This is a genomic window from Tranquillimonas rosea, from assembly GCF_900111315.1.
Classification (GTDB): domain Bacteria; phylum Pseudomonadota; class Alphaproteobacteria; order Rhodobacterales; family Rhodobacteraceae; genus Tranquillimonas; species Tranquillimonas rosea.
Genome location: NZ_FOGU01000008.1, coordinates 177,650 through 204,529, shown reverse-complemented (window position 1 = coordinate 204,529; position 26,880 = coordinate 177,650). Strand labels below are relative to the sequence as shown.

Genomic DNA, 26,880 nt, shown 5'->3' with positions numbered 1-26,880 from the left:
TCGGCCGCCTCGTCCGTCCGCCCCGCGCGGTACAGCGACAGAAGCGCGTTCGACGCGGCCGGCGCGATGCAGACGGCGCCCGAGGTGAAGGTCGACATGCCGCGCCCGCCGATATGGTCGGCAATCGGCGTCTCGCCCATGCCGCTCGCGACCTTGTCGACGCCGACCGCGTCGAGGATCACGTCGAGATACGGATCCTGCGCCGGATCACCGCGCTCGACCGCGTACTTGACGTAGCTGACCGTGCCCTCGCCGATCAGCGTCTGCAGAGCCTCGGGGGCGAGATAGGCGTCGCGCTTGATATACAGCACCAGCCCGAAGCCCAGCTTTTCGGCCAGTTGCCGCGCGCCCGCCACGATGCCCGCCGAATCCGACGGAAAGGCCATCGGCAGCAGCAGCGCATTCTTGATCCCGACGTCTTTCAGGTCCTCCGCCTGATCCATCGCCTTGCCGAAATCGGGGCCGATGGAGAACAGGATGTCCAGGTTTTCGGGGCACACCGCGAAGACGCCCTCGAGCGCCTCGCGAAACAGCCCGGCGCCGAAATGGTAGATGTTCGCATTGCCGCCGTAGAGCACCGTCGAGATGCCGCCGTCGGCGATATGCGACAGCACGCGACGGTTGGCGTCGGCGGCGAAATGGCCGTCGTCATCAAGCGCGAGCGGCGGCACGGCGACCACCGACCTGGCGTAATCCTCTGGCGAAAGGCGGGGGGTCTCGGTCACGGGTCATCCTCCTGCAAAGTGTTGCCGGAGACTTGCCGCTGGCCCGCAACTTGTCAACATATTTTACAGGCTACGGCTCGAGGGACCCGTCCAGCATGCGCCGCCGCGCCTGAATGATATGATTTTCCATGGATATCTGCGCCGCCTTGCTGTCCCCCATGCGGATCGCATCGACGATATTCGTATGTTCGCGCGCCACGAGGCGACCGCGCCTCTCGGACCGCGAACTTGTCAGGGAGAGTGACACCCTCATGAAATCGGAGAGCGCCATGTCCGGCCCGTCGATGCTCTGCAGGAAGAACTCGTTGCCGGAGGCCTCGATAATCGCGAGGTGCAGCGCACGGTCGGTCTCCCACACGAACCTGCCGGCCTGCACCTCGCCCAGGAAATGCTCGTGCGCCTCGACGATGCGGCGAAGCTCGTCCTCGCCGCGCCGCGCGGCGGCCAGCCCCGCCGCGGGCCCCTCGATCGCCAGCCGGAACTCCTGGAACCGCTGGAACCGGGCGACGTCGTTCATGTCGGTGACGTGCGACAGGTCCGCCGGCGGGGCGCTCAGGACGAAGCTGCCGCTGCCCCGGCGGGACTCGACCAGCCCGTCGCGCTGAAGCCTCGCCAGCGCATCCCGCACCACCGGGCGCGAGACACCGAAATCCGCGGCCATCCGCGTCTCGGACGGCAGCTTGGAGCCGCTCGGGAACAGACCGGCCGAGATCTGCGCCAGGATCCGGCCATAGATCTGATCGGCGAAGGTCGCGACCCGCGGCTTGCGCATCTGGCCCGGCGGGCTGTCGTGGGGGGGCACGGCGGTTCTCCCTTCGTCATGCGGCACGGCGCAGATGGCGGACTGGAAATGCTCGCCAACAAGATCTAATGCATTAGTGGAACGCGCCGCAATGAGAGTCGACACGATATGGACCTTGCCACGGGCGGCCGCCTGAGCCTGGACAGGACACGGCAGATCGCACCGCAGATCGCCGACTACCTGCGCGACCAGATCATCTCGATCACGCTCGCGCCCGGAACGCCCGTCTCGCGAAACGGGCTGCAGCAGCAGTTCGGGCTGAGCCAGACGCCGGTGCGCGACGCGCTGCAGAAGCTCGAGGAAGAGGGGCTGATCACGGTCTACCCCCAGCACGCGACGCTCGTGTCGAAAATCGACATGAGCCTGTCACGGCAGATCCATTTCATGCGCCGCGCCATCGAATCCGACGCCGTGCGTCTTCTGTCCGAGACCGCGGCGCCAGAGACGATCCGCGCCCTGCGCCATGCCAATGCCGACCTCGCCGCGATGCGCGACCGGGACGACGCGCCGGGGTTCCAGAAGGCCGACAAGGCGTTCCACCGGATCATCTTCGACCACGCCCGCATCCGGGACCTGTGGCAGATCCTCCAGCGCAAGAGCGGCCATCTCGACCGCGTGCGCCTGCTGGCGCTGCCGAGCCTGGGGATGGGCCGGGTCGTGCAACTGCACGAACAGATCATCGACGGGATCGCGGCCGGCGACGGCGAAGCCGCCGCCGCCGCGATGCGCGAGCACATGTCCCGCACGCCGAAAATGGCCGAGATGGTCGCCAGGGACTATCCCGACTACGTCGAGAACGAGGGCGACCTGCCCTGACAGGCCGCCCCTGCCCCGATCAGTCCCAGTCGGGCGCCATGCTGTCCGGCGAGATCAGGCGGCCGTCCTTGCTGGCCAGACCGTCGATCCGACGAACCTCGTCCTCGGTCAGCGTCACCTCGGCAGCGTGGAGGTTCGAGGCCAGGCGCTCTTTCTTCGAGGTCTTGGGAATCGCGATGGCGTTCGGCTTGGTCAGCACCCATGCCACGGCGATCTCGGCCTCGCTGACGCCATGCGCACCGGCGATCTGGGTGAGCGTCGGGTCGCCGATGACCTTGCCACGTGCGAGCGGGGCGTAGGCCTCGAACGGGATGCCCTGCTGTTCTAGGAAGCCCAACAGCTTGGTCTGGTCGAGGAATGGATGCACCTCGACCTGGTTCGCCGCGATCGGCGCCTCGAGGATGCCCTGCGCCTCCTTCGTCAGCGCGATGGTGAAGTTCGAGATGCCCGCGTGCCGGATCTTGCCCTCGGCGATGAGCGCATCCATTACCGGCAGCGTCTCGGACAGCGGCACCTCTTTCGACGGCCAGTGCAGCAGCAGCAGGTCGATATAATCGGTGTCGAGCGCCTTCAGCGACCGCTCGGCGGCGGCGCGGAAATCGTCGGCGGCGAAGTCCTGCGGCAGGATCTTCGTTGTCAGGAACACCTGGTCGCGCGGTACGTCCGAGTCGCGCATCCCCTGCCCGACCTCTTTCTCGTTCTCGTAGGCCTGCGCGGTGTCGATATGGCGATACCCCTCGGCCAGCGCGGCATCAACCAGGCCGCGGGTCTTGTCCGCTTCCATCTTGAAGGTGCCCAGCCCGAGGCTCGGGATGCCGGCGGGACCGATACTCTTGATACTCATGTCGTGCGTCCTTGCGGTTGCGGTGTCTCCTCTTGCGGGGGCAACGCAGGCGCGGCGCGTCCGATCCATACGCACGCGCCGTCACGTTCACTGGGCGGTATAGCCACCGTCGGCCAAGTGATAGCTGCCGGTCACGAAGCTCGCCCGGTCGGACAGCAGGAAACAGGTCAGCGCCGAGACCTCCTCGGGCCGGCCGATGCGACCCATCGGATGCAGGCCGGCAAGCGAATCCAATGTCGCCTGATCGAGGTTCGCGGACAGCAGCGGCGTGTCGATGAAGGCCGGCCCGACGGTGTTCACACGGATGCCCTTCTGCGCGTATTCCATCGCTGCCGTCCGCGTCAGGCCCAGCAGCGCATGCTTGGCCGTGACATAGGCGCTGGCGGTCGAGAACCCGACCGATCCCAGGATCGACGCCATGTTGACGATCGCCCCGCCGCCCGAGTCCAGCATCGCCGCGATCTCGTACCGGCAGCCGTAGAACACGCCGTTGAGGTTGACGTCGATCACCTTGCGCCAGCCGTCGAGAGGGTAGTCCCCGAGCAGTTCGCTCGGACCGCCGATGCCGGCGTTGTTCACCGCCATGTCGAGACCGCCGAACGCCTCCACGGCCCTGGCCACCATTGCCTCGACCGATGCGGCGTCGGCCACGTCGACGCGAACCGCCTCGGCCTCGCCGCCGGCCGCACGCAGACCGTCCACCACCGTTTCGGCGGCCTCCATGTCGAGATCGGCGACGAGCACCCGCGCACCACGTTCGGACAGCTCCCGCGCGATGGCGGTGCCGATCCCCGATCCGCCGCCCGTGACCAGTGCCCTCTTGCCTTCGAAATCGCGTTCCATCTCTGCCTCCGTTCAGAACCGCGTCCCGGCTACGCCCTGCCGGACGCCGCCGCGTTGATCGGGATCAACCGGGCCACGGTCGGCACCGTTGACGTGGATCAATGCCCGCGCCGGCCTCGGACCGTATCGCTCCGCCATCACTCGCCGGGTGGTCCGGTCGCACCTGTACGACCAGGCCGGGCACGCCACCCACTCCGCGCCGCGACCCGACCAAGGAACGTGACCCCATGCGCGACAGCTCTTCGATGCGACGGTCGTCCCTAAGCGGCGGCCGAACCTCCCGCTTCGAGCCGATCCTCTCCCGCGCCGCCGGGGCCAGCACCCCGGTCACGGCCATCGCCCATCCCTGCGACGCGACATCCATCGCGACGGCGGTGGATGCGGCGGCGGCACGGCTGATCGACCCGGTGCTGATCGGCCCGCTCGCCAAGATCGACGCCGCTGCCGAGGCGGCGGGACGCGACATCTCGACCCTCCGCCGGATCGACGCGCCGCACTCTGTCGCGGCGGCCGCGGCGGCGGTCGCGCTTGTCCGCAGCGGCGAGGCGACCCTCCTGATGAAGGGTTCGCTGCACACCGACGAGGTGATCCGCGCAGCGCTGGACCCCGCGTTGGGTCTGCGCACCGGGCGGCGGTTCAGCCATGTCTACCTGATGGATGTAGCACTTTATCCCAAGCTGTTGCTGATCACCGACGCGGCCATCAACATCGCGCCCACGCTTATGGAAAAGCGCGACATCGTGCAGAATGCGATCGGCCTGGCGCATTGCCTCGGCATCGCGACGCCGAAGGTCGCCGTGCTGTCGGCGGTCGAAACCGTGACGCCCCGGATCGCCTCGACCGTCGAGGCGGCGGCGCTGTGCAAGATGGCCGACCGCGGCCAGATCACCGGCGCCCGCGTGGACGGCCCGCTCGCCTTCGACAACGCGATCAACCCCGCCGCGGCCGAAGAGAAGGGCATCGTCTCGGAGGTGGCCGGCGACGCCGACATCCTCGTGGTGCCGGACCTCGAGGCGGGGAACATGCTGGCCAAGCAGCTGACCTTCCTCGCCGGGGCGCGGGCCGCGGGCGTGGTGCTGGGCGCGCGGGTGCCCATCGTGCTGACCAGCCGGGCCGACACCGAAGAGACGCATCTCGCCTCCTGCGCCGTCGCCGCGCTGATGGCGCAGACCCGGCTTGAGCGCGCGGATGCGGCGGTGACCGGGCCATGAGTGACGCGCTGCTGTCGCTCAACGCCGGCTCATCGAGCCTGAAATTCGCCCTGCACGCCGCCACGCCCGGCCCCGAGGGTACGCCCGCTGAACTGGCGCGCGGGCAGATCGAGCGCATCGCCGACCGCCCCCGCCTGGTGGCGCGGCCCAAGAGCGGCCCGGTCCATGTCCGCGAATGGCCCGCGCCGCCGGGCTTCGACGCGCTTTTGTCGGCGGCGCTGGACTGGTGCCGGAAGCATCTGGGCGACGCCACGCTGCTGGCGGCGGGGCACCGCGTCGTCCATGGCGGCGTGACCCATCGCCAGCCCGCGCGCGTGACGCCGGCGCTGCTTGCCGATCTCGAGGCGCTGACGCCGCTGGCGCCGCTGCACCAGCCGCGCAGCCTCGCCCCGATCCGCGCGCTCGTCCGGCTGCGGCCCGACCTGCCCCAGGTCGCCTGTTTCGACACAGCGTTCCACGCCACGATGCCCGAGATGGCCTCGCGCTTCGGCCTGCCCCGCGCGCTGCACGACGAGGGCATCCGGCGCTACGGCTTTCACGGTCTGTCCTATGCCCATGTCGCCGGCCGCCTGCGGCGCATGGCGCCGGAGATCGCGCGGGGGCGGGTGATCGCCGCGCATCTCGGCAACGGCGCCAGCCTGTGCGCCATGCGCGACGGGCTGAGCGTCGACACGACGATGGGCTTCACCGCGATGGACGGGCTGCTGATGGGCACGCGGTGCGGCGCGCTGGACCCCGGCGTCGTGCTGCATCTGATCCGCGAGCGCGGCATGACACCGGACGCCGTGGACACGCTGCTGAACCGAAAGTCCGGCCTGCTGGGCGTCTCGGGCCTTGCCTCGGACATGCGCACGCTGCTGGACAGCGACGCCCCAGAGGCGGCCGAGGCGGTGGCGCTGTTCGTCCACCGCGCGGCCCGCGAGTGCGGCGCGCTGACCGCGAGCCTCGGCGGACTCGACGCGCTCGTCTTCACCGGCGGGATCGGCACCAACGCCGCGCCGATCCGGGCGGCGATCTGCGCGCGGTTGGCGTGGCTGGGCTGCCGCATCGACCCGGCGGCAAACGCGGCAGGCGATGCGGCGCGGCTCGATGCGGATGACAGCGACATCGCCATCTTCGCCCTGCCGACAGACGAGGAGGCGGTGATCGCCGAGGGCACCCGCGCCGTCGTCTGCGGTGCGACGGCTCAGACGGCCTCCGCCCGCTAGACCCACGGTTCCCGGTGTCGCGGCCCGTCCGTCCGTGGCACTGTGCCCGGCGGAGGACGCATCCCGATGAACACGCCCGCGCACATGGCTCTGAGCCTGGCCACGCTCGGCCACCACCGGCGGCCGGGCGACTGGTGGCTGCTGTCGGCGGGCGCGATCCTGCCGGACCTGTTCCTGTTCGCAGCCTATGGCCTGCCCGGACGCGACGGCGACACGATGGCGCTGCTGATCGACGTCTTCAATTCGGTGCCGGTCTATCTGGCGGGGCTGGCCGCCTCCCTTGTCCTTGGGGCACGCGGGCCGGCGCTGCTTGCGGGGTCGGCGCTTTTGCATGTCGGCTTCGACCTGCCGCTCCATGCCGGCGACGCGCACGTGCATTTCTGGCCGCTGACCGACGCGGTCTTCGTCAGCCCGGTGTCGTTCTGGGACGCGGCGCATTTCGGTCGGATCGCGGGAACGCTGGAGGGGCTGCTGTTCGTCGCATGCCTCGTGGTGATCTGGCGCCGGCTGGACGGGGCCGTCCAGCGGATGGCCTGCGCCGGGTTTGCACTGGTCTATGGCGCGGCCTTCGTCCATTTCGTCGGCCACGCCTTCGCGGGAGAGCACTGGGCACTGTGGTGAGGCCGGTTCGGGGGCGCTGCCCCCGTCGCCTGCGGCGACTCCCCCGGGATATTTCCCGGCAGAAGAAGCCTCACCAGAAGATCACGAGGATCGCCAACATCGCCGCGCCGAGGATGGCCGCGAGGACGCGGACGTCGGTCAGCCCGCCGCCCGATGCCTCGCGGTCGATCGCCATCGACGGGCGCCAGATGACGCCGGAGAGATCCTCGCGCCGCGGCGCGGTGTCCATCAGCGAGACGCCGACGAGGATGGCGACGCTGACGAACACCATCAGGCCGATATTGATCGTGAAGTGGAGCGGCCAGACCCCCATCTGCGTCAGCACGAAGAGGACGAGACCGATCGCGTGGCCGCCGATGAACGCGGCCATCGCGCCCTTGGCGGTGACGCGGGACCACAGCGCCCCGAGGATGAAGATCGCCATGACGGGCGGCACCAGGATCGAGAAGGCCTGCTGCAGGTACTGCCAGAGGCCGCCGAAATTGGTGATGAAGGGCGCCCACAGGATCGCGACCCCCATCAGGATCAGCGTGGTGACACGGCCGTAGTTGCGGGCCCGCGTCGGGTCCATCTCCTCGCGGTCCTTCTTGATGAAGTCGTGCACGACAAGCGTCGAGGAGGAGTTCAGAGTCGAATCGACGCTCGACATGATCGCGGCGATGAGGCCGGCGAGGACGACGCCGGTCAGGCCGGCGGGCAGCACCGTCGAGGTCAGCGTCGGGAACACCATGTCCTGGTTCGGCAGGTCGGGCACGATCGAGATCGCCATCGCGCCGGGCAGGACCATGATGAACATCGGCAGGATCTTAAGGAAGCCGCCCAGGATCGCGCCCTGCTGCGCATCCTTAAGCGAGCGGGCGCCCAGCACCCGCTGGACGATGTACTGGTTCGTCACCCAGTACCAGAAGCCCAGCACCGGCACGCCCAGGATCAGGCCCGGCCAGGGCAGAATCTCGTCCGACATCGGCTGCACGATCGACAGCTGTTCGGGGTCGGGCATCTGCTCGACCACGTTCGACCAGGACCAGCCGAGCTCGGCGAACAGGATCAGCGTCATCGCCGTGGTTCCGACGATCAGCACGACGGCCTGCATCACGTCGGTATAGACCACCGCGCGCAGGCCGCCGCCGGCGGTGTAGAGGCCGGCGAAGAGCCCGATGCCCACGCAGGTCACCCAGATCGGGATGTCGGGGAAGAACGACTGGGTCACCACCGCCCCGGCATAGAGCCCGCCCGCGGTGTCGACGATGATCGTCAAGAGGATCGTCACGCCGGAAAAGTAGAGCCGCGTCGCCCGGTCGAAGCGCCGCTCGAGATATTCCGGAATCGTGGTGATCCGCGAGCGGAAGAACAGCGGCACGAAGACGAAGGCCAGCACGATCAGCGGCAGGCCCGACATCCATTCGTAGGCCGAGGTCGCGATTCCGGTGGCATAGGCCGCGCCGGTCAGGCCGATCAGCGTCGTCGACGAGATGTTGGAGGCGAAGAGCGAGAAGCCGACGACGCCCCAGGTCAGGGCACGGCCCGCGAGGAACAGGTCCTCGCCCGATTTCGTGCGGCGGGCGACCCAGACGCCGATGGCGATGACGACCAGGAAATATAACGCCAGCACCACCAGATCGAGGGTCGTGATCGCCTGGCTGACATCTTGAACCGTCGTCTCTTCCATGCCATTGGCCTCCCCTGTCCTGCAGCGCAACCGTGACACGTCGCCGCCGGTTCCCCACAGGGAGGAGCGGCAGGTGCGGCGCACAACTTCCGAAAGAGTTCCGATGCCCACCTATTCCGCCCTGACCACCCTGCCCGGCAAGGACTCCGCCGAAGCGCTCGGCGAAGCGCTGGAGGCTCTGGAACCGGCTCCGACCGGCGTGGGCGTGTTTGAGATGGAGGACGGCTCGGGGCTGTGGGAAGTGGGCGCCTATTTCGAGGCGCCGCCCGAGGAGATCGCGCTGTCCCTGCTTGCGCGGGCCCACGGCGCCGAGGACTTCGCCGTCTCGGAACTGCCCGACATCGACTGGGTCGCGAAGGTACGGCGCGAGCTCAGCCCCGTGGAGGCGGGTCGCTTCTTCGTCTACGGCAGCCACGACGCCGACAAGGTGCCGGAGGATCGCATCGCCCTGCTGATCGAGGCGTCGATGGCGTTCGGCACCGGCCACCACGGCACGACGCTGGGCTGCCTTCGCGCGTTCGACCGCCTGCTGGACCAGGGCCGGGCGGCGGGCAAGGTTGTCGACGTGGGCTGCGGCACAGCGGTGCTGGCGATGGCGGCGGCGCGGGTCTGGCCCGGCACCGTCTGGGCCGGCGACAACGACCCCGTCGCCGTCGAGGTCGCCCGCGCCAACGCCCGCGCCAACGACCTCGAGGACCGGGTGGTCTGCGTCGAGGCGCCGGGGCTGGAGCATGAGACGCTTCGGGCCGAGGCCCCATTCGACGTGGTCTTCGCGAACATCCTGAAGGGCCCGCTGATCGCGCTCGCGCCGTCGCTGGCGGAAGACACGGCCTCGGGCGGGGTGGCGATCCTGTCGGGGATTCTCACCGACCAGGCCGACGAGGTCTCGGGGGTTTATTGCGGCTTGGGATACAGTCTGACGCATCGTGAGGATATTGGCGACTGGAGCACCCTCACGTTAACCAAAGAATAGCCCGAAATACCGCAAAAACAGGGGCTTTCGACGCACGCCGGCAATCCTGCCCCCTTTCCGCCACATTTCGTGATACAGTCCTGCCATTCGGTTTCGGCCGAGGGCAGAGTACGGATTTCGAGATCATGGCTTCCAACGCGGACATGTTCGACCAGCGGCGCAGACGTTTCCTTGCCAAGCGCAAGAAGCTGTCGCGCGGCGCGGTCCTGAGCGTCAATCACGACGGGCTCATCATCGCCCGCCCCCGGCCGCAGGGGCTGAACTTTCCCTGGCAGGGCGTGTTCTTCATCCTGACCGTCGTGCTCGTCGGCAAGGCGGCGCTGTTCGTCGCGCTGGGAGAGACGGTCTATGCCGAACAGACGGCGCGGCTGGCGAATGGCACGATGGTCGAACAGGTCGGCGGCTGGGTGATGCAGGCGGACACCGTGACGCTCAAACTGGCCGAGTGGCTGCGCGCGCTGACGGCGTAGACCCCCACTTTCGGACGGACATGAAAAAAGGCGCAGAGGTGTGGACCGGCTGCGCCTTTAAACATTCGGTGGCATCTCACGGGGCCACAGCCGTCGGCAACTCAAGCGCGGGCGGAGCGGCTGTTGAACAGGCTCACGATGGCGCGCTTGACCGCGCGGAAGACGCGGCCGTCGGGCAGGTGGCCGCTGGGGAAGGGTTGGGGGTCGGTGTTGCGCTTCATGGCAGTTATCCTTTCTCTCTAAGGGTTTGGCTGCGTTCTGAGGGGGATTTGGGGGCGTGCTCCGAAAACCCGAAATCCCGCTGCGACACAGCGGAGATCAATTCCGACATCGCCGGAAATTTCTTTGCCCTCACGCCACACGGGCGCGCCGCAGCGGGTGGCAGGCGCCATCGGTTCTGGCGAATGTTCGCCTTTCGTGCTAACGCTCTGGCAACAACGCAAGAGAACGGGCAGGACAGGCATGAGGGTTATGGGGATCGACCCCGGTCTCGGCACGATGGGCTGGGGAATCATTGAGGCGTCGGGCAGCCGGATGGCGCATATCGCGAACGGCGCGTGCCGGACCGGGACGAAAGACAGCCTCGCCGCCCGCCTGATGGATCTGCACGCGCAGCTCACCGACATCATCCTGCGATACGCGCCCGACGCGGCGGCGGTAGAGAAGACCTTCGTCAACCGCGACGGGGCGGGCACGCTCAAGCTGGGACAGGCCCGCGGGATCGCCCTGCTCGTCCCGGCGCAGGCGGGCCTCACCGTGGGGGAGTATTCGCCCAACGCGGTCAAGAAATGCGTCGTGGGCGTCGGCCACGCCGACAAGAAGCAGATCGACCACATGGTGCGCATGCAACTGCCCGGTGCCGATCCCGAAGGACCGGACGCGGCCGACGCGCTGGCCATCGCCATCTGCCACGCCGTGCACATGCGCGGCTCGAACGCGCGTGCGGTGGCATGATCGGGCGCATTGCCGGACGGATCGAGTATCGGGGCAGCGACCATGTCCTGATCGACGTGCGCGGCGTGGGCTACGTCGTCCACTGCTCCGAGCGCACGCTGGCCGCGCTGCCCGGTCCGGGCGAGGCCGCGGCGCTCTATACCGAGCTGATCGTGCGCGAGGACCTTCTGCAACTGGTGGGCTTCCCGACCCTGGCCGAGAAGGAATGGCACCGGCTGCTGACCGGGGTGCAGGGGGTGGGCGCGAAAGCGGCGATGGCGATTGTCGGCACGCTCGGCCCCGATGGCGTCAGCCGCGCCATCGCGCTCGGCGATTGGGGCGCGGTTAAGGCGGCACCCGGCGTCGGGCCGAAGATCGCGCAGCGCGTGGTGAACGAGCTGAAGGACAAGGCACCGGGCGTCATGGCGATGGCCGCGGGTCCCGCCGCGTCGCCGCCGCCCCCGTCCGATGGCGGCGACGACGCCGTGGTCGAGACGCCGCGCCCGGCCCCCGCGGCGCCCGCCCGCTCGCACCAGTCCGAGGCGATGTCGGCGCTCGCCAATCTGGGCTACGGTCCGTCCGAGGCCGCCTCGGCCGTGGCCGAAGCCGCCAATGCCGAGCCCGAGGCCGACACGACGGGGCTGATCCGCGCGGCCCTGCGTCTCCTTGCGCCGAAGGGATGAGATGACCCAGTCGCCCGATCCCACGCTTCGCCCCGATCGTCTGCCCGAGGACGACCGCGCCCTGCGCCCGCAACAGCTGGGCGAGTTCATCGGGCAGGCCGAGGCGCGCGCGAACCTCGCCGTGTTCATCGAGAGCGCCCGCCGCCGCGAGCAGGCGATGGACCACGCGCTGTTCCACGGCCCGCCGGGCCTGGGCAAGACGACGCTGGCGCAGATCATGGCGCGCGAGCTCGGGGTGAACTTCCGCATGACCTCGGGGCCGGTGCTGGCCAAGGCCGGCGACCTCGCCGCGATCCTCACCAATCTCGAGGCGCGCGACGTCCTCTTCATCGACGAGATCCACCGCCTGAACCCGGTGGTCGAGGAAGTGCTGTATCCGGCGATGGAGGATTTCGAACTGGACCTCGTCATCGGTGAGGGCCCGGCCGCCCGCACCGTCCGGATCGAGTTGCAGCCGTTCACGCTGGTCGGCGCCACGACGCGGCTCGGCCTGCTGACGACGCCGCTGCGCGACCGCTTCGGCATCCCCACCCGCCTGCAATTCTATACCGAGGCCGAGCTGTTCGAGATCGTCAGCCGCAACGCCCGGCTGCTCGGCGTCACCGCCGAGGACGACGGCGCGCGCGAGATCGCCCGTCGGGCCCGCGGCACGCCGCGCATCGCGGGGCGGCTCCTGCGGCGGGTCGTGGACTTTGCCGTGGTCGAGGGCGGCGGGCACCTGACCCGCGCGCTCGCCGATGACGCGCTGACGCGGATGGGCGTCGACGCACGTGGCCTCGACGGGGCCGACCGCCGCTATTTGCGGCTGATCGCGGAAAGCTATGGCGGCGGGCCGGTGGGGATCGAGACGATGTCGGCCGCGCTCTCGGAAAGCCGCGACGCGCTGGAAGAGGTGATCGAGCCCTACCTGCTGCAACAGGGTCTGATCCAGCGCACCCCGCGCGGACGCATGCTGGCCCAGGCCGCGTGGACGCATCTTGGCCTCGACGCGCCCAAGCGCCCCGGACAGAGCGACCTCTTCGAAGGCTAGCCCCCCGCCGCCGTCTTGCCCGGCCGCACCGCGCATGCAACCCTCGCCCCGAGCGGAGGAGGAGTTCGGCATGGGCGAGGAGACCCAGCGCAAGGCGCTGACATCGGCCGAGATCGGCGCGCTCGCCCATCTCTACCGCGGCGAGGTCTATCGCTCGACCCTCTGGCGCACGCGGCTGGACACCACGACGAACTGGGCCGTTGTCACGCTGGGGATCGCGCTGTCGATCACCTTCTCGTCCCCGGCGGCGTCCGTGCTGCCGCTGGTGCTGGTGGGCATCCTGATCATCTTCTTCCTGATGCTCGAGGCCCGGCGCTATCGCTACTTCAACGTCTGGCGGGCCCGGTGCCGCTGGATGGAGACGCATTTCTTCGCGCCGATGCTGGACGACGGCGAGATCGTCGACGACGGCTGGCAGAGTACGCTGGCGCAGGATTACCTGCATCCGCGCTACCATGTCACGCGGTGGGTCGCGCTGGGGCGCCGCATCCGCCGGAACTATTTCTGGATCCTGCTGATCCAGACCATCGCCTATCTCGGAAAGCTGGCGGTGCACCCCGAACCGATGACCTCTCCGGAGCAACTGATCGCCCGCGCGGATATTGGCCCCCTGCCCGGCATCGTGGTGCTGTCGCTCGGCGCGCTCTATTGCCTCAGCTGGGGCACCATCGCGCTGTGGAGCTGGCGCGACGATCAGCGCCGGGCGGCGAACCGCCCCAGCCGCAGCGGGATGGGCTGACCTCTAGAAGAAGCTCTGCGGGTCGATGTCGACGCTCAGGCGCAGCTGACCGGCCAGCTTGAACTGCCCCACCCAGGCCGCGAGCGCCGATTGCAGCGGCGCGGCCTTGTCCGCCTTGACCAGAAGCCGCACCCGGTGCCGCCCGCGGATCCGAGCGATGGGCGCCGGCGCGGGGCCGAACACCTGCGCCCCGATCCGCCGCAGCGGGTCGTCCTGATGGGCCATCGCCGTGCCCAGGTCGAACACCTCCTGCACGTCGGTCGAGGACAGGACGATCCCGGCCATCCGGCCATAGGGCGGCACGCCCGCCGCCTTGCGCTCGGCCGCTTCGGCCTGCCAGAACCCGTCTTCGTCGCCGGCCAGGATCGCGCGGATCACCGGGTGTTCGGGCTGGAACGTCTGCAACAGCGCCAGCCCAGGCTTCTCGGACCGCCCGGCCCGTCCGGCCACCTGCCGCATCAGCTGAAAGGTCCGCTCGGCCGCCCGCAGGTCGGACCCCTGCAGCCCGAGATCGGCGTCGATCACCCCCACCAGCGTCAGCAGCGGAAAGTTGTGCCCCTTCGCCACCAGCTGCGTGCCGATGATGATGTCGGCGCCGCCCTGCGCGATCTCCTCGATCTGGGCCTTCATCGCGCGGGCCGAGCCGAACAGGTCCGACGACAGCACCGCCACCCGCGCATCGGGAAACAGCGCCGTCGTCTCTTCGGCCAGGCGCTCGACCCCCGGCCCCACGGGCGCGAGCCGATCCTCGGCCTCGCAGTTGGGACAGACCGTCGGGATCGGTTTCGTCTCGCCGCACTGGTGACACACCAGCCGCTTCTGGAAGCGGTGTTCGACCATCCGCGCGTCGCACTGGTCGCAGCCGATCTGGTGGCCGCAGGCCCGGCAAAGCGTGATCGGCGCATAGCCGCGGCGATTGAGGAACAAGAGCGCCTGTTCCCCCCGGTCAATCCGCTGCTGCACCGCCTCGCGCAGCGTCGGGGACACCCATTGCGCGCCGGGCAGATCCTCGGACCGCATGTCGATCGCCCGCATCTCGGGCATCACCGCGTCGCCGAAGCGCGAGGTCAGTTCGAGCTTCTGGTACTTGCCCGCCTCGACATTCGCCCAGCTTTCCAGACTGGGCGTGGCCGAGGCGAGGATCACCTGCGCGCCGCAGATCGACGCGCGAAGCACCGCCATGTCGCGGGCGTTGTAAAGCACGCCGTCCTCCTGCTTGTAGGAGGTGTCGTGTTCCTCGTCGACGATTACCAGCCCGAGGTCGCGATACGGCAGGAACAGCGCCGAGCGCGCGCCGACGACCAGCTGCGCGCCGCCCTCGCCCACCATCTTCCAGCAGCGCCGCCGCTCGGTCGCGGTGACGCCGGAATGCCACTCGGCCGGCATCGCGCCGAACCGCGCCTGTACCCGCGTCAGGAACTCAGACGTCAGCGCGATCTCGGGCAGCAGGACCAGCGCCTGCCGCCCCTGCGCCAGGCACTCGGCCACCGCCTCGAGATACACCTCGGTCTTGCCCGACCCAGTCACCCCGCGCAGCAGGGTCGTGCCGTAGCGGCCCGTCGCCAGCCGCTCGCGCAGGCTCGCGGCGGCGGTGGCCTGATCGTCGGCCAGCGTCATTCCGGGCCGCTCGGGGTCGAGCCGGGGATAGGGCGTGTCGCGGGGGCTGTCCTCTTCGGCGGCGGCCCCCTGGGTCACGAGGCCCTTGATCACCCCGGTCGAGACGCCCGCCTGCTCGGCCAGTTCCTTCAGCGTGAAGGACAGCCCGCCGTATTCCGCCAGCGTGTCGAGCACGCGCTGGCGCGGCTCGGTCATGCGGTCGGGGTGGCGGTCGCCCGGACGATAGACCTTGCGCATCGAGGGCGGGTCGCCCAGCCCGGGCGCCCGCGTCGCCAGCCGCAGCATCGCCGGCAGCGGCGTCAGGGTATAGTCCGCCGCGCGCACCAGGAACTCGCGCATCTCGTCGCGCATCGGCACCGCGTCGAGCACGCGGATCACGCTGCGCACCTTCGACAGGTCGTAGCCGCCCTCGCCTGCCCCCCAGACGACGCCCACGACCTTGCGCGGGCCCAGCGGAACCTCGACGAACGCCCCTGTCAGGCAGCCCCCCTCTGGCGCCCGGTAATCCAGTGCACGGTCAAGCGGTTGCGTGGTCATCACGGCAACCAGCGCACCCTCGTCGAAATGTTGCTGCATGGGCCACGGTCCGGCAAACGGGGTTTCAGCACGGCGTCCCATGGTCTATCTAGCAGGCAACACCACGGGCAACCCACGACAGGACCGATCCCATGAAATTCTTCGTCGATACCGCCGACACGGACGCCATCCGCGACCTCAACGAGCTGAACCTGATCGACGGGGTGACGACCAACCCGTCGCTGATCATGAAGGCCGGCCGCGACATCAAGGAAGTCACTAAAGAAATCTGCGACATGGTAGACGGCCCCGTCTCGGCCGAGACGGTGGCGCTGGATGCCGAGGGCATGATCAACGAGGGCCACGAGCTCAAGAAGATCGCCGACAACATCGCGATCAAGGTTCCGCTGACGCTGGACGGCCTGAAGGCGTGCAAGCACCTCACCGACGAGGGGCACATGGTCAACGTGACGCTCTGCTTCTCGGCCAACCAGGCACTGCTGGCGGCCAAGGCCGGCGCAACCTTCATCTCGCCCTTCATCGGCCGGCTGGACGACCTGAACATCGACGGCATGGACCTGATCCAGGACATCCGCACGATCTACGACAATTACGGCTTCGAGACGCAGATCCTCGCCGCCTCGATCCGCACCGCCAACCACATGAAGGAAGCCGCCCTGATCGGCGCCGACGTGGCCACCGCGCCGCCGGCGGTGATCAAGTCCATGGCGAACCACGTGATGACCGACAAGGGCATCGATGCGTTCCTGAAGGACTGGGAAAAAACCGGGCAGAAAATCCTCTGAGGCCGATGTAGCATGTCCCCCAACGAGCAGGCAGAACAAGAACGAGGGGCAGACATGGGCGGCAGCGATGCGATCGCCGAGGATCTGCGCGAGCGGATCCTCTCGGAACCCGAGGCGATCCTCGAGGATCAGGACCTGATGCGCGCGCTTGTCATGGCCAACGAGAAGTCGCTCGGCGGCAACGTGGTCGACCTGCGCGGCATCGCGATGGAACGCCTCGAGGCCCGGCTCGACCGGCTCGAGGACACCCATCGCAGCGTCATCGCCGCCGCCTATGAGAACCTCGCAGGGACCAACCAGGTGCACCGGGCCGTGCTGCGCATGCTCGACCCGGTGACGTTCGACGACTTCCTCGCCAATCTCGGCGGCGACGTCGCCGACATCCTTCGGATCGACGCGCTGAAATTCGTGCTCGAGGCGCAGGACGCCGCCGACGATCCTGCGCTGCGCCGGCTGGGCGACGTGCTGAACGTGGTCGAGCCCGGCTTCGTCGACGCCTACATCACCGAGGGGCGCAACGTCCCCGTGCGGCAGGTCACGCTGCGGCCCTCCAATCCGTCCGACGCTTCGGTCTATGGCGACACGGCGCGCAAGCTGCAATCCGAGGCCTGCATCAAGTTGGACTTCGGCGAGGGCCGTCTGCCCGGCATGCTGGCGATGGGCGCGACCGATCCCGAGCTGTTCACCGCCGCGCAGGGCACCGACCTTCTGGCGTTCTTCGGCGGCGTGTTCGAGCGCCAGATGCGGCGCTGGCTGTCGTGATCTCGCCGGGTCTCACCGACGCCCTGGGTCGCTGGCTCGACGGGCTGGCGGCGATGGGCGGCGCGGCCGAGAACACCCGCACCGCCTATCGCGCGGACGTGCTGTCGTGGCTTGCCTTCCTGCAGGGCCACCTAGACGAGGGCGGCGGCACGAACATGATCGCCGCCGTGGGCCTGTCCGACATGCGCGCCTGGATGGCGCATGAACGCGGCCGCGGGCTGGGCGCGAGATCGCTCGCCCGCGCGCTGTCGTCGGTCAAGGGCTTCACCCGCTACCTGGCCGAGCGCGAGGGCTTCGATCCCACGGCGATCCTGTCCACCCGCGCGCCGAAGTTCCAGAAGAAGCTCCCCCGCCCGCTCGATCCAGACGCGGCCCGCGCGATGATCGACACGGTCGAGCTGCAGTCCGACGAGGCCTGGATCGCCTCCCGCGACATGGCCGTGGTCACGCTGCTCTATGGCTGCGGGCTGCGCATCTCAGAGGCGCTGCGGCTGACCGGCGCCGACCACCCGCTGCCCGACGCCCTGCTGATCCACGGCAAGGGCGGCAAGGAGCGGCAGGTGCCGGTGCTGGACGCCGCCCGCGCCGCCGTCTCGGCCTATTTCGCGCTGTGCCCCTACGACCTGCCGGCCGACGGCCCGCTGTTCCGCGGGGCCAAGGGCGGCGCGCTCAACCCGCGCCTCGTCGCCAAGGTGATGGAGCGGGCGCGGCTGCAGCTTGGCCTGCCCTCGACCGCGACGCCCCACGCGATGCGCCACTCTTTCGCGACCCACCTGCTCGAGGCCGGGGGCGACCTGCGCGCCATACAGGAACTTCTCGGCCACGCGTCGCTGTCGACGACGCAGGCCTACACCGCCGTCGACACCGCGCGGCTGCTCGAGGTCTATTCCAAGGCGCATCCGCGCGCCTGACGCGCCGCTGCATCACATAACCCCACCCGGATCGCGCCCGATTGCGCGGCGCATCCGCTTCCGGCATGACAAGAAAATGACAGCCCAATTCCGCGCCGTCGCGGTCCACCTCCTCACTGCCACCGGCGCGGTCTTCGCGATGCTCGCCATGCTCGCCGCGTTCGAAGAGCGGTGGGACCTGATGTATCTCTGGCTGGTCGTCGCGTTCGCCGTCGACGGCATCGACGGTCCGCTCGCACGAAAGTACGAGGTCAAGACCAACGCGCCGATGATCGACGGCGTGTTGATGGATCTGATCATCGACTACCTGACCTACGTGTTCATCCCCGCCTACGCGCTGTTCGCCTCTGGCCTGCTGCCCGGCTGGATGGGCTGGCTGGCGATGATCGTGATCGTGTTCACCGGCGTGGTCTATTTCGCCGACACGCGGATGAAGACCGCGGACAACTCGTTCTGGGGCTTTCCCGGCGCGTTCAACATGTTCGTGGTCGTGATGTTCGGCCTGCAACCGGGCTTCTGGCTGATCCTGGCGCTGGTCGCGGTGATCACTGTGGCGCAGTTCCTGCCGCTGAAGTTCATCCATCCCGTGCGGACAAAGCGGTGGCGCGCAGTGTCGCTGCCGGTGGCGATCGCCTGGACGGTGTTTGCCGCGTGGGCGGCCTGGGTCGACTTCCACCCCGCCAGCTGGGCGCAATGGGGCCTGGTGGCAACGTCGGTCTACCTCGCACTGGTGGGGATCGTGCAGCAGCTCGTGCCCGAGCGCGGCTAGACCCGGCCCAGCCGCACCGGCCCCGTCGCGGCGCGGGGATCGACCGCCTCGCCCTTCTGCGTGACCGCCAGGCGCCCCTCGTCGTGCAGGTCCGCCGCCACGCGCCACACGTCGTCCATCAGCGGCCGCCAGTCGTCGGCAAGCCCACGCGCCACCTCCGATGGGCAGACGGTCTTACCCGCCGCGCGGCTGCGGACGAGGCCGAGGATCGCGTCGCGGATCTCGGCCTCGTCGGGCATGGTCAGTCCAGCGCCTCGTCGCAGCGGCCGCACACGCCGGGATGGCTGTGGCTGCCGACATCGGGCAGGATCTTCCAGCAGCGCTGGCACTTCTCGCCCGAGGCCGTGGCAAAGACCACGGCGATGCCCGGCACTTCCGGCAGGCGGAAGGCGTCCTCGGGCGCGGGCGCCCCGGTCACCTCGATCGCGGAGGTGATGCAGATGTCGGCGAAATCCACCGATCTCAGCGCCTCGAGCGTCTCGGGCTCTTCGACATGGACGATCGGCGCCGCCTCGAGCGAGGCGCCAATCACCTTCTCGCGCCGCTGGATCTCCAGCGCGGCGGTCACGACGCGGCGGGCGCGGCGGATCTTGTCCCACTTGGCCGCCAGCGCCGGATTGCGCCAGTCCTGCGGGGTCTCGGGGATGTCCTGCAGGTGGACCGAACTGTCATCGCCGGGGAACCGCTCCAGCCAGACCTCTTCCATGGTGAAGGTCAGGATCGGCGCCAGCCAGGTCGTCAGCCGGTGGAACAGCATGTCCAGCACCGCCAGCGCCGCCCGGCGCCGCGGGCTGTCGTCGGCATCGCAATATAGCGCGTCCTTGCGGATGTCGAAATAGACCGCCGACAGGTCCACCGTGGCAAAGGTGAAGACCGACTGGAACACCCCCTGGAAATCGTAGGCGGCGTAGCCCTTGCGCACCGTTTCATCCAGCTCGGCCAGGCGGTGCAGCACCCAGCGCTCCAGCTCGGGCATCTCGGCGGGATCGACCTGCGGCACCTCCTTGGGCAGGTTCCCCAGCAGGAACCGCATCGTGTTGCGCAGGCGGCGATAGCTGTCGGCCACGCCCTTGAGGATCTCGTCACCGATCCGCAGGTCGCCGGTATAATCCGACTGCGCCACCCAGAGCCGCAGGATGTCGGCGCCGAACTGCTTGGTCACGTCGTCGGGCGCCACCGTGTTGCCCAGCGACTTGGACATCTTGTTGCCCTTGGCGTCCAGCGTGAAGCCGTGGGTCAGCACGCCGCGATAGGGCGCCCTGCCCGTCGTTCCGCAGGCCTGCAGCATCGAGGAATGGAACCAGCCGCGGTGCTGGTCCGTGCCTTCGAGATACAGATCCGCGATGCCGTCCTCGGTCCCGTCCTCGCGGTCGCGCAGCACGAAAGCATGGGTCGAGCCGCTGTCGAACCACACGTCGAGGATGTCGAAGACCTGGTCGTACTCCTCGGGGTCGTACTCGTTGCCCAGGAACCGCGCCTTGGCGCCCTCGGCATACCAGGCATCGGCGCCTTCCGCCTCGAACGCCTCGACGATGCGGGCGTTGACCGCCGGATCGCGCAGCAGGAAGTCCGCGTCATCGGGCTTGGCGCCCCGCTTGGTGAAGCAGGTTAGCGGCACGCCCCAGGCGCGCTGGCGGCTGAGCACCCAGTCGGGCCGGTTCTCGATCATCGAGTACAGGCGGTTGCGCCCCGTCCGGGGCGTCCATGTCACCAGCTCGTCGATCGAGGTCAGCGCCCGCTCGCGGATGGTGGTGCCATAGGTGTCCTTGCCGTCGCCCACCGCGCGATCGATGGCGGCGAACCATTGCGGGCGGTTCAGACGGATGACCGGCGCCTTCGAGCGCCAGGAATGGGCGTCAGAGATAGTGATCCGCTTGAGCGCGATCAGCGCCTCGACCTGCTTGAGCTTTTCGATGACGGACTTGTTCGCGCCGCCCGGCTTGCCGTTTTCCTTGATGACGCGCTCGCCGCCGAAGAACGGCAGATCGGCGCGGAAGGCGCTGTCGTCGCCAATGTTGTAGGTCATCTCCAGCCCGTGCGCCCGGCCGATCTGGTAGTCGTCGTCGCCGTGGCTGGGGGCGGTGTGGACAAAGCCGGTGCCGGCGTCGTCGGTGACGTGGTCGCCGGTAAAGAGCGGCACGTCATAGTCCCACTCGGCCGCCGCGCCCTCGGCCCCGCGCAGCGGATGCGCGCAGACGAGGCCGGCCAGTTCGTCCGCGCTCACGTCGCGGAGACGGCGATACATCGCGTCGTCCAGGCGCGACTGCGCCATCACGCCCTCGGCCAGCGCATCGGCCATCAGCAGCGTCTCGCCCTGTCTGGCCCAGCATTCCTCGGGCGTGCCGGTGACCTCGTAGAGACCGTACGCGATCTCGGGGCCAAAGCAGATCGCCCGGTTCTGCGGGATGGTCCAGGGGGTCGTGGTCCAGATCAGCACCGTCGAGGCCGACAGGTCGTCCGAGCCGGCCCGAACCACCGGGAACCGCACCCAGATCGCCTCGGTCTGGCGGTCGTGATACTCGACCTCGGCCTCGGCCAGCGCGGTCTTTTCCACCGGCGACCACATCACCGGCTTGGACCCCTGGTAGAGCGTGCCGTTCATCAGGAAGGTCTGGAACTCTTCCGCGATCACGCGTTCGGCGTGGAAGTCCATCGTCAGGTAGGGCTTTTCCCACTTGCCGGTGACGCCGAGCCGCTTGAACTCGTCGCGCTGCACGTCGATCCAGCCCTCGGCGAAGCGGCGGCATTCCTGGCGGAAATCCACGACCGGGACGGTGTCCTTGTCCATGCCCTTGGCGCGGTACCGTTCCTCGATCTTCCACTCGATCGGCAGACCGTGGCAATCCCACCCGGGGACATAGCGGGCGTCCTTGCCCATCATCTGCTGGCTGCGCACCACCATGTCCTTGAGCACCTTGTTCAGCGCGTGGCCGATATGCAGGTGCCCGTTCGCATAGGGCGGACCGTCGTGCAGGATGAACGCCTCGCGCCCCTCCTTCTCGCGCAGCCGGTCATAGACGCCGATCCGCTCCCAGCGCTCGAGCCACTGGGGCTCGCGCTTGGGCAGGCCGGCCCGCATGGGAAAGTCGGTCTGCGGCAGGTTCAGCGTGTCGCGGTAGTCTTCGGTCGTGTCGGTCGTGTCGGCGCACATGAGGGGAATCCTCAGGCTGGAGATGGAAAGGGCGTGAAGGTCGGCGCGGCAATCGACGCCATTGTCCCGGCCGCTCCGCAGTCAGAGCGCCGGGCCGCTAATTCGCCGGTGTATCGCATGAAAGGCCATCTTGCCGGCGCTTATAGGCCCGCCGTCCGGCAGGGTAAAGGTGCGCCCTCAGCCGATATAGATCCGCCCCTCGGGATACCGGATCAGCGCCGAGGTCCGGCTGGCCAGGAAGAAGCCCAGCGTCAGCGGACCGATGCGGCCCAGGAACATCGTCACGCACAGGACGATCCGGCCGAACGCGTCCAGCTCGGGCGTGGCCCCCATAGACAGCCCGACCGTGCCGAAGGCCGAGACCGCCTCGAATGCGACGTGCAGGAAGGGCGAGCCGCTGTCGAGCGACAGCGCGAAGGTCGACACGAAGATCAGCGACAGGCTGATGGTGAACACCGCCAGCACCTTCAGCACGGTCTCGATCCCGATCGACCGCCCGAAGGCGCGCAGGTTCCGGCTCTGGCGGAAGAACGCGATGGTGGCCAGCACCGCCACGATGAACGTCGTCACCTTGATCCCGCCCGCAGTCGAGGCGCTGCCGCCGCCGATGAACATCAGCCCCATCAAGAGCAGCGCCGTCGCGTCGTTGATCGCCGCCATGTCGATGCTGTTGAACCCCGCCGTGCGCGGCGTCAGCCCCTGGAACAGGCTGGTCTGTACCTTGGACCACAGGCTCAGCGGGCCCAGCGTGTCGGGATTGCTCCATTCCAGCACGCCGAAGCCGATCCAGCCCAGCAGCGCCAGCGACACCGTGCCCGCCAGCATCAGCTTGGCGTGCAGCGACAGCAGCGACCAGCGGCGAAACTCGATCAGCTCGGACATGACGACGAAGCCGAGCCCGCCGATCACGAACAGCACCAGCAGCGTCAGCCCGATCCGCGGATCGCCCGCGAACCCCATCAGGCTGTCGGGAAAGAGAGAGAACCCCGCGTTGTTGAACCCCGACACCGCGTGGAACACCGCCTGCCACAGGCCGTGCGCCCACCCCGCCTCGGGGACGAAGACGGTCGCCAGCACCGCCGCCCCCACGATCTCGCAAGCCAGCGCGACATACAGCACCCGACGGGCCAGCAGCGCGAGGTTGCGGATCGAGGTCTGGTTGAGGTCCGCGCGCAGCACCATCTGCTGCGGCAGCGAGATCGGCACGCCGATGGCGCTCAGGAGCAGCGCCGCGAAGGTCATGATCCCCAGCCCGCCGAGCTGGATCAACAGCGCGATGACCACCTGCCCGAAGACGGTGAAATCGTCGCCCGTCGTCACCACGGTCAACCCCGTCACCGTGATCGCCGAGGTCGCGGTGAAGGCCGCGTCGCCCAGCCCCACGTCGCCGCCATGGGCCCAGGGCAGCCACAGCACCAGCGAGCCCACGACGATCATCGCGAGATAGACCAGCGCAAGCAGCAACGGCGGCGGTATGTCCCACGGAGATCGGTCGAGCGAAGGGCTCACAGCGTCGCGCCGAAGTCGCGCAGCGCCGCGCGACGGCCGAGCAGCAGCATCCTGTCGCCCTCCTCCAGATCCACGTCCTCGCTTCCGTCGCCCAGGAACTTGGTGCCGCGCATCACCCCGAGCAGGCGGATGTCGAACCGGTTCATCAGGTCGAACTCGGACACCGCGGTGCCGTCCCGCCGCTCGGGGATGATGATGTTCACGACATGCAGCCCGTTGCCGATCGCGACGAAGTCCCGCACGGCCGGATTGTGCAGCATCTCCGCCGTGGTCGCCCCCACCTCGGTCTCGGGCTGGATCACCCGGTCGGCGCCGATCTTGGTCAGGATGCGGTGGTGGTTGCGGTTCGCGGCCTTAGCCCAGACGGTCTTGATGCCCATCATCCGGGCGTTGATCGCGGCCATGACGTTGGCCTCGAGGTCGTCGCCGATGGCGATCATCGCCACCTCGCATTCGGCGATGCCCGCCTCGCGCAGCGCGGTCTCATCGCGCGCGTCCAGGATCACCGCTTCCGAGATGTCATCCGCCACCGCGTTGACCCGGCGCTCGTCGATGTCGACGCCGATCACGTAATCCCCGAACTTCACCAGGTCGCGCGCGATCGTGGCGCCGAAGCTGCCCAGTCCGATCACCGCGAAAGAGCGCCGTTTTTCCGCCATGCTGCGTCCCCCGCTCGCCCAATGCCGCCCCGCGGCGCGGGGTTCCGGACCCCTCCGGCCTAGTCCTGTCCGAAGAGCCCCGTCAACGCCCGCCGCACGATGGCGCTGACCGAGGGGCGGGTCCGCGCCGCAAAGGGCAGCGGCCGGCACACCTCCATCGCGGCGACGCCCACCCGCGCGGTCAGCGCTCCGTTGACGATTCCCTCGCCGAAACGCCGCGACACGCGGCTCAGCAGGCTGCCGCCCGCGACCGATTGGATCAGGTCGTCGCCCACCGCCACGGCGCCGGTCGCCACCAGATGCGTCATCACCGCACGTGTCAGCCGCCAGCTGCCCAGGGTGCCGCCGCGACCGCCATAGATCTCGGCGATGCGGCGAATCATGCGCAGGTTGGCGGTCAGCGCCATCGCGACATCCGCCAGCGCCAGTGGCACCACCGCCGTCACGGTGGCCACCTGCCGCGCTGCGGTCTCGATCTCGGCGCGGGCGGCGGCGTCCAGGGGCGCCAGCAGCTCGCCCTCGGCCAGCGCCAGCATCGCGTCGGCGTCGAACATGTCGCCCGTGCGGTCCGCCAGGCGCTGCCGGCCCCATTTCAGGGCATCCCGGTCGGAATAGACCCGCGACAACTCGGCCACGGCCTTGCGCGCCGCGCCCAGGTCGTTCGCCGTCTGCGCCGCCTCGGCCCCGCGCCGCAGGTGGTCCAGCTTCGACAGCCGCGCCAGCGCCGCGATCTCCTTGAGCGCGATCAGCAGCAGCACCAGCAGCAGCGCCCCGGTCAGCACCGCCGCCGTCCAGCCAAGGACCGGATGCGCGGCCAGAAGCGCCGTCACCGCCTGCCAGCCCAGCACCGAGACGGCGAACGCCACCAGCGCCCCGAGGATGCGCCAGAACCACTGCGACAGAGCCGAGCGCCGCCGCCCGGCCAGCACCGCGACGGTCTGCATCGCCTGCCCGCGCGGGGTCTCCTGCTCGGCGTCGGGCACGGGCGGGGCCTCGGCCGGGCTCAGACCCTCGCGGGTCTCGTCCTCGATCAGGACCGGACCGGACCGCCGCTCGCTCATCGGGCCGCCCTCCCCGTGGCGTGGGGGCGCCGGCTCACAGCCGGTCCCCGAACAGGAACTGCGCCGCCCGATCCAGCCGGATATGCGGCGGCCCCTCGCCCGGCTTAAGAACGGCGGGCTGCGGGGCGAAATCCATCGCGGCATAATCGCCGTCGAGCCAGGCCTGCTCGCCCTGCCGCGCCGGCGTCAGCAGCCGCGCGGGATCCTCCGGCAGGTCGCCGGGATGAAACGCCGCCGACCGCTTGGACCCGTTCAGAAGCCCCCGCACCACCGCCAGCTCGCGCCCCTCGTGGGTGACGCTGTCCTCGGTCGTGGCCCGGAGCGCGGCGATCGCCATGGCCTCGGTGCGCGCTCCGGCGAAATCGGCCCGCGCCCGCGCGTCGGCGACCAGCGCCTCCATGATCGACGTCAGGCGCGGATGCTGGACATGGTGCAGGTGGTCGGCCTTGGTCGCGGCAAAGAGGATACGCTCGACCCGCTTGCCCTGCAGGATGCGGCTGAGAAACGCGTTCCGCCCGGGACGGAAGGCGCCCAGGATGTCGGCCATCGCCACCCGCAGGTCCTCGACCGCCTGCGGCCCCGAATGGATCGCACCCAGCGCGTCCACCAGCACGACCTGCCGGTCGATCCGCGCGAAATGGTCCCGGAAGAACGGCCCCACCACCTCGCGCCGGTAGGCGTCGTAGCGGCGCTCGAACTCGCGCCGGAGCGAGCCGCGCCGGCGCCCCGTCCCCGGCAGCGGCGCAAAGGTCAGCACGGGAGAGCCCGCCATGTCCCCCGGCAGCAGGAACCGCCCCGGCGTGCAGTCGGAAAACCCCGCCGCCCGCGCCGCGCGCAGATAGGCGGTAAAGCTCTCGGCCAGCCCCCGCGCCGTGCCTTCGTCGAGCGCGGCGTCGCCGTCGGTGGCATGGGCGCGGGCCAGGAAATCCTGCGCCTGGGGCCGGTTCTCGATCCGGCGCAGCATCTCCTCGGACCATTGATCATAGCTCTTCTCGATCAGCCCGAGATCCAGCAGCCACTCGCCGGGATAATCCACGATGTCGAGATGCAGCGTCCGCGGCCCCTGCATCCCGCCGAAGAAGCCGCCCGCCTGCAACCGCAGCGACAGCCGCAGTTCGCTGATCCCCCGCGTGCCGTCCGGCCAGTAGGGCGCCGGCCCGGTCAGGGCGGCCAGGTGATCCTCGAACGGAAAGCGCGGCAGCGTGTCGTCGGGCTGCGGCTGCAGATAGGCCGCCCGGATCCGCCCCTCGGCGGCGGCGGACAGCCCCGGCATCCGCTGCCGGTTCAGCAGGTTGGCCACGAGCGAGGTGATGAACACCGTCTTCCCCGCACGGCTCAGGCCGGTCACGCCCAGCCGCACCACCGGCTCGAAGAACGCCTCCGACACGGTGCCGCCGATCCGGCCCACGCCGCGGGTCAGTCCGTCTGCGATATCTCCCAGGATCACGCCGGTCCTCTCCGTCACCTCGTGTGTCGCACATAAAGCCCAGCCCGCCCGCCTTCCAGTGCCCCGGTGCCGATTGCGCATCGCGCCGCCCGGCGCTAAGCCCTC

The 26,880-nt window shown here is 69.2% G+C and carries 26 protein-coding genes; 14 read left to right on the top strand and 12 right to left on the bottom strand.

Annotated features, from left to right (window positions below):
- Positions 1-725, bottom strand: a 725-nt coding sequence (locus BMZ25_RS14635; protein ID WP_092694887.1) for a beta/alpha barrel domain-containing protein, incomplete at its 3' end; no start/stop codon positions are given.
- A 70-nt stretch (positions 726-795) separates the two neighbouring features.
- Positions 796-1,527, bottom strand: coding sequence for a FadR/GntR family transcriptional regulator (locus BMZ25_RS14630; RefSeq protein ID WP_218142549.1), 732 nt, complete (start codon positions 1,525-1,527; stop codon positions 796-798).
- 108 nt (positions 1,528-1,635) lie between these two features.
- Here BMZ25_RS14630 and BMZ25_RS14625 point away from each other — a divergent pair, with 108 nt between their 5' ends.
- Positions 1,636-2,343 (top strand): GntR family transcriptional regulator, encoded by a 708-nt coding sequence (locus BMZ25_RS14625; protein ID WP_092694885.1) that lies wholly within the window; start codon positions 1,636-1,638, stop codon positions 2,341-2,343.
- 19 nt (positions 2,344-2,362) lie between these two features.
- On the opposite strand, the gene BMZ25_RS14620 is transcribed toward BMZ25_RS14625, so the two are convergent.
- Both BMZ25_RS14620 and BMZ25_RS14615 read right to left on the bottom strand, forming a co-directional pair.
- Positions 2,363-3,187: an aldo/keto reductase gene (locus BMZ25_RS14620; protein WP_092694884.1), complete on the bottom strand. Its 825-nt coding sequence runs from the start codon at positions 3,185-3,187 to the stop codon at positions 2,363-2,365.
- 87 nt (positions 3,188-3,274) lie between these two features.
- A complete protein-coding gene (locus BMZ25_RS14615) occupies positions 3,275-4,030 on the bottom strand; it encodes an SDR family NAD(P)-dependent oxidoreductase (protein WP_092694882.1) in 756 nt (251 codons plus the stop codon).
- A 227-nt stretch (positions 4,031-4,257) separates the two neighbouring features.
- Here BMZ25_RS14615 and BMZ25_RS14610 point away from each other — a divergent pair, with 227 nt between their 5' ends.
- The 3 genes from BMZ25_RS14610 (at position 4,258) to BMZ25_RS14600 (ending at position 7,070) form a co-directional block, all read left to right on the top strand.
- Entirely contained in the window at positions 4,258-5,241 is a 984-nt protein-coding gene (locus BMZ25_RS14610; protein ID WP_092694880.1) for a bifunctional enoyl-CoA hydratase/phosphate acetyltransferase, read from the top strand.
- Entirely contained in the window at positions 5,238-6,449 is a 1,212-nt protein-coding gene (locus BMZ25_RS14605) for an acetate/propionate family kinase (RefSeq protein ID WP_092694878.1), read from the top strand. The genes BMZ25_RS14610 and BMZ25_RS14605 overlap by 4 nt, the downstream gene beginning before the upstream one ends.
- A 66-nt stretch (positions 6,450-6,515) precedes the next feature.
- A complete protein-coding gene (locus BMZ25_RS14600) occupies positions 6,516-7,070 on the top strand; it encodes a hypothetical protein (protein WP_092694876.1) in 555 nt (184 codons plus the stop codon).
- Positions 7,071-7,140: 70 nt separating this feature from the next.
- Here the strand turns inward: BMZ25_RS14600 and BMZ25_RS14595 are convergent, their stop codons facing one another.
- Positions 7,141-8,739, bottom strand: coding sequence for a sodium:solute symporter (locus BMZ25_RS14595; protein WP_092694874.1), 1,599 nt, complete (start codon positions 8,737-8,739; stop codon positions 7,141-7,143).
- 103 nt (positions 8,740-8,842) lie between these two features.
- On the opposite strand from BMZ25_RS14595, the gene BMZ25_RS14590 reads away from it, so the two are divergent.
- From BMZ25_RS14590 to BMZ25_RS14565, 6 genes are all read left to right on the top strand, one after another.
- On the top strand, positions 8,843-9,712 hold the full coding sequence (locus BMZ25_RS14590; protein WP_092694872.1) for a 50S ribosomal protein L11 methyltransferase: 870 nt from the start codon (positions 8,843-8,845) through the stop codon (positions 9,710-9,712).
- A gap of 125 nt (positions 9,713-9,837) precedes the next feature.
- Positions 9,838-10,182: a hypothetical protein gene (locus tag BMZ25_RS14585; RefSeq protein ID WP_092694870.1), complete on the top strand. Its 345-nt coding sequence runs from the start codon at positions 9,838-9,840 to the stop codon at positions 10,180-10,182.
- Positions 10,183-10,644: 462 nt separating this feature from the next.
- A complete protein-coding gene (gene ruvC, locus BMZ25_RS14580; RefSeq protein ID WP_092694868.1) occupies positions 10,645-11,136 on the top strand; it encodes a crossover junction endodeoxyribonuclease RuvC in 492 nt (163 codons plus the stop codon).
- Entirely contained in the window at positions 11,133-11,798 is a 666-nt protein-coding gene (gene ruvA, locus BMZ25_RS14575; protein ID WP_092694866.1) for a Holliday junction branch migration protein RuvA, read from the top strand. The genes ruvC and ruvA overlap by 4 nt, the downstream gene beginning before the upstream one ends.
- 1 nt (position 11,799) lies before the next feature.
- Entirely contained in the window at positions 11,800-12,828 is a 1,029-nt protein-coding gene (ruvB, locus tag BMZ25_RS14570) for a Holliday junction branch migration DNA helicase RuvB (RefSeq protein WP_092694864.1), read from the top strand.
- 70 nt (positions 12,829-12,898) lie between these two features.
- The gene (locus BMZ25_RS14565; RefSeq protein ID WP_092694862.1) at positions 12,899-13,567 is read left to right on the top strand and encodes a DUF2270 domain-containing protein; all 669 of its coding nucleotides are present in this window, start codon (positions 12,899-12,901) and stop codon (positions 13,565-13,567) included.
- Positions 13,568-13,570: 3 nt separating this feature from the next.
- Here the strand turns inward: BMZ25_RS14565 and BMZ25_RS14560 are convergent, their stop codons facing one another.
- Entirely contained in the window at positions 13,571-15,760 is a 2,190-nt protein-coding gene (locus BMZ25_RS14560; RefSeq protein WP_092694860.1) for a primosomal protein N', read from the bottom strand.
- 92 nt (positions 15,761-15,852) lie between these two features.
- On the opposite strand from BMZ25_RS14560, the gene fsa reads away from it, so the two are divergent.
- From fsa to BMZ25_RS14540, 4 genes are all read left to right on the top strand, one after another.
- Complete coding sequence (gene fsa, locus BMZ25_RS14555) at positions 15,853-16,506, top strand: fructose-6-phosphate aldolase (RefSeq protein ID WP_092694858.1); 654 nt, start codon at positions 15,853-15,855, stop codon at positions 16,504-16,506.
- A gap of 54 nt (positions 16,507-16,560) precedes the next feature.
- On the top strand, positions 16,561-17,268 hold the full coding sequence (locus BMZ25_RS14550; RefSeq protein ID WP_092694856.1) for a DUF484 family protein: 708 nt from the start codon (positions 16,561-16,563) through the stop codon (positions 17,266-17,268).
- The gene (locus tag BMZ25_RS14545) at positions 17,265-18,179 is read left to right on the top strand and encodes a tyrosine recombinase XerC (RefSeq protein ID WP_092694854.1); all 915 of its coding nucleotides are present in this window, start codon (positions 17,265-17,267) and stop codon (positions 18,177-18,179) included. Before BMZ25_RS14550 ends, BMZ25_RS14545 begins: the two co-directional genes overlap by 4 nt.
- Before the next feature lie 76 nt (positions 18,180-18,255).
- On the top strand, positions 18,256-18,948 hold the full coding sequence (locus BMZ25_RS14540; protein ID WP_092694852.1) for a CDP-alcohol phosphatidyltransferase family protein: 693 nt from the start codon (positions 18,256-18,258) through the stop codon (positions 18,946-18,948).
- On the opposite strand, the gene BMZ25_RS14535 is transcribed toward BMZ25_RS14540, so the two are convergent.
- The 6 genes from BMZ25_RS14535 to BMZ25_RS14510 all read right to left on the bottom strand — a co-directional run bounded on the left by BMZ25_RS14535 (position 18,945) and on the right by BMZ25_RS14510 (position 26,775).
- Entirely contained in the window at positions 18,945-19,187 is a 243-nt protein-coding gene (locus BMZ25_RS14535) for a DUF3253 domain-containing protein (RefSeq protein WP_177190473.1), read from the bottom strand. The genes BMZ25_RS14540 and BMZ25_RS14535 overlap by 4 nt on opposite strands.
- A gap of 2 nt (positions 19,188-19,189) precedes the next feature.
- On the bottom strand, positions 19,190-22,099 hold the full coding sequence (ileS, locus tag BMZ25_RS14530; protein WP_092694850.1) for an isoleucine--tRNA ligase: 2,910 nt from the start codon (positions 22,097-22,099) through the stop codon (positions 19,190-19,192).
- Positions 22,100-22,276: 177 nt separating this feature from the next.
- Positions 22,277-23,563, bottom strand: coding sequence for a TrkH family potassium uptake protein (locus BMZ25_RS14525; RefSeq protein WP_235859888.1), 1,287 nt, complete (start codon positions 23,561-23,563; stop codon positions 22,277-22,279).
- A gap of 41 nt (positions 23,564-23,604) precedes the next feature.
- Positions 23,605-24,267, bottom strand: a complete 663-nt coding sequence (locus BMZ25_RS14520; protein ID WP_092694849.1) for a potassium channel family protein — start codon at positions 24,265-24,267, stop codon at positions 23,605-23,607.
- Positions 24,268-24,326: 59 nt separating this feature from the next.
- Entirely contained in the window at positions 24,327-25,328 is a 1,002-nt protein-coding gene (locus BMZ25_RS14515) for a YcjF family protein (protein ID WP_092694847.1), read from the bottom strand.
- Between the two features lie 34 nt (positions 25,329-25,362).
- Positions 25,363-26,775 carry a YcjX family GTP-binding protein gene (locus BMZ25_RS14510; protein WP_092694845.1) on the bottom strand — a complete coding sequence of 471 codons (1,413 nt, stop codon included), beginning with the start codon at positions 26,773-26,775 and terminating at the stop codon, positions 25,363-25,365.
- Positions 26,776-26,880: the final 105 nt, after the last annotated feature.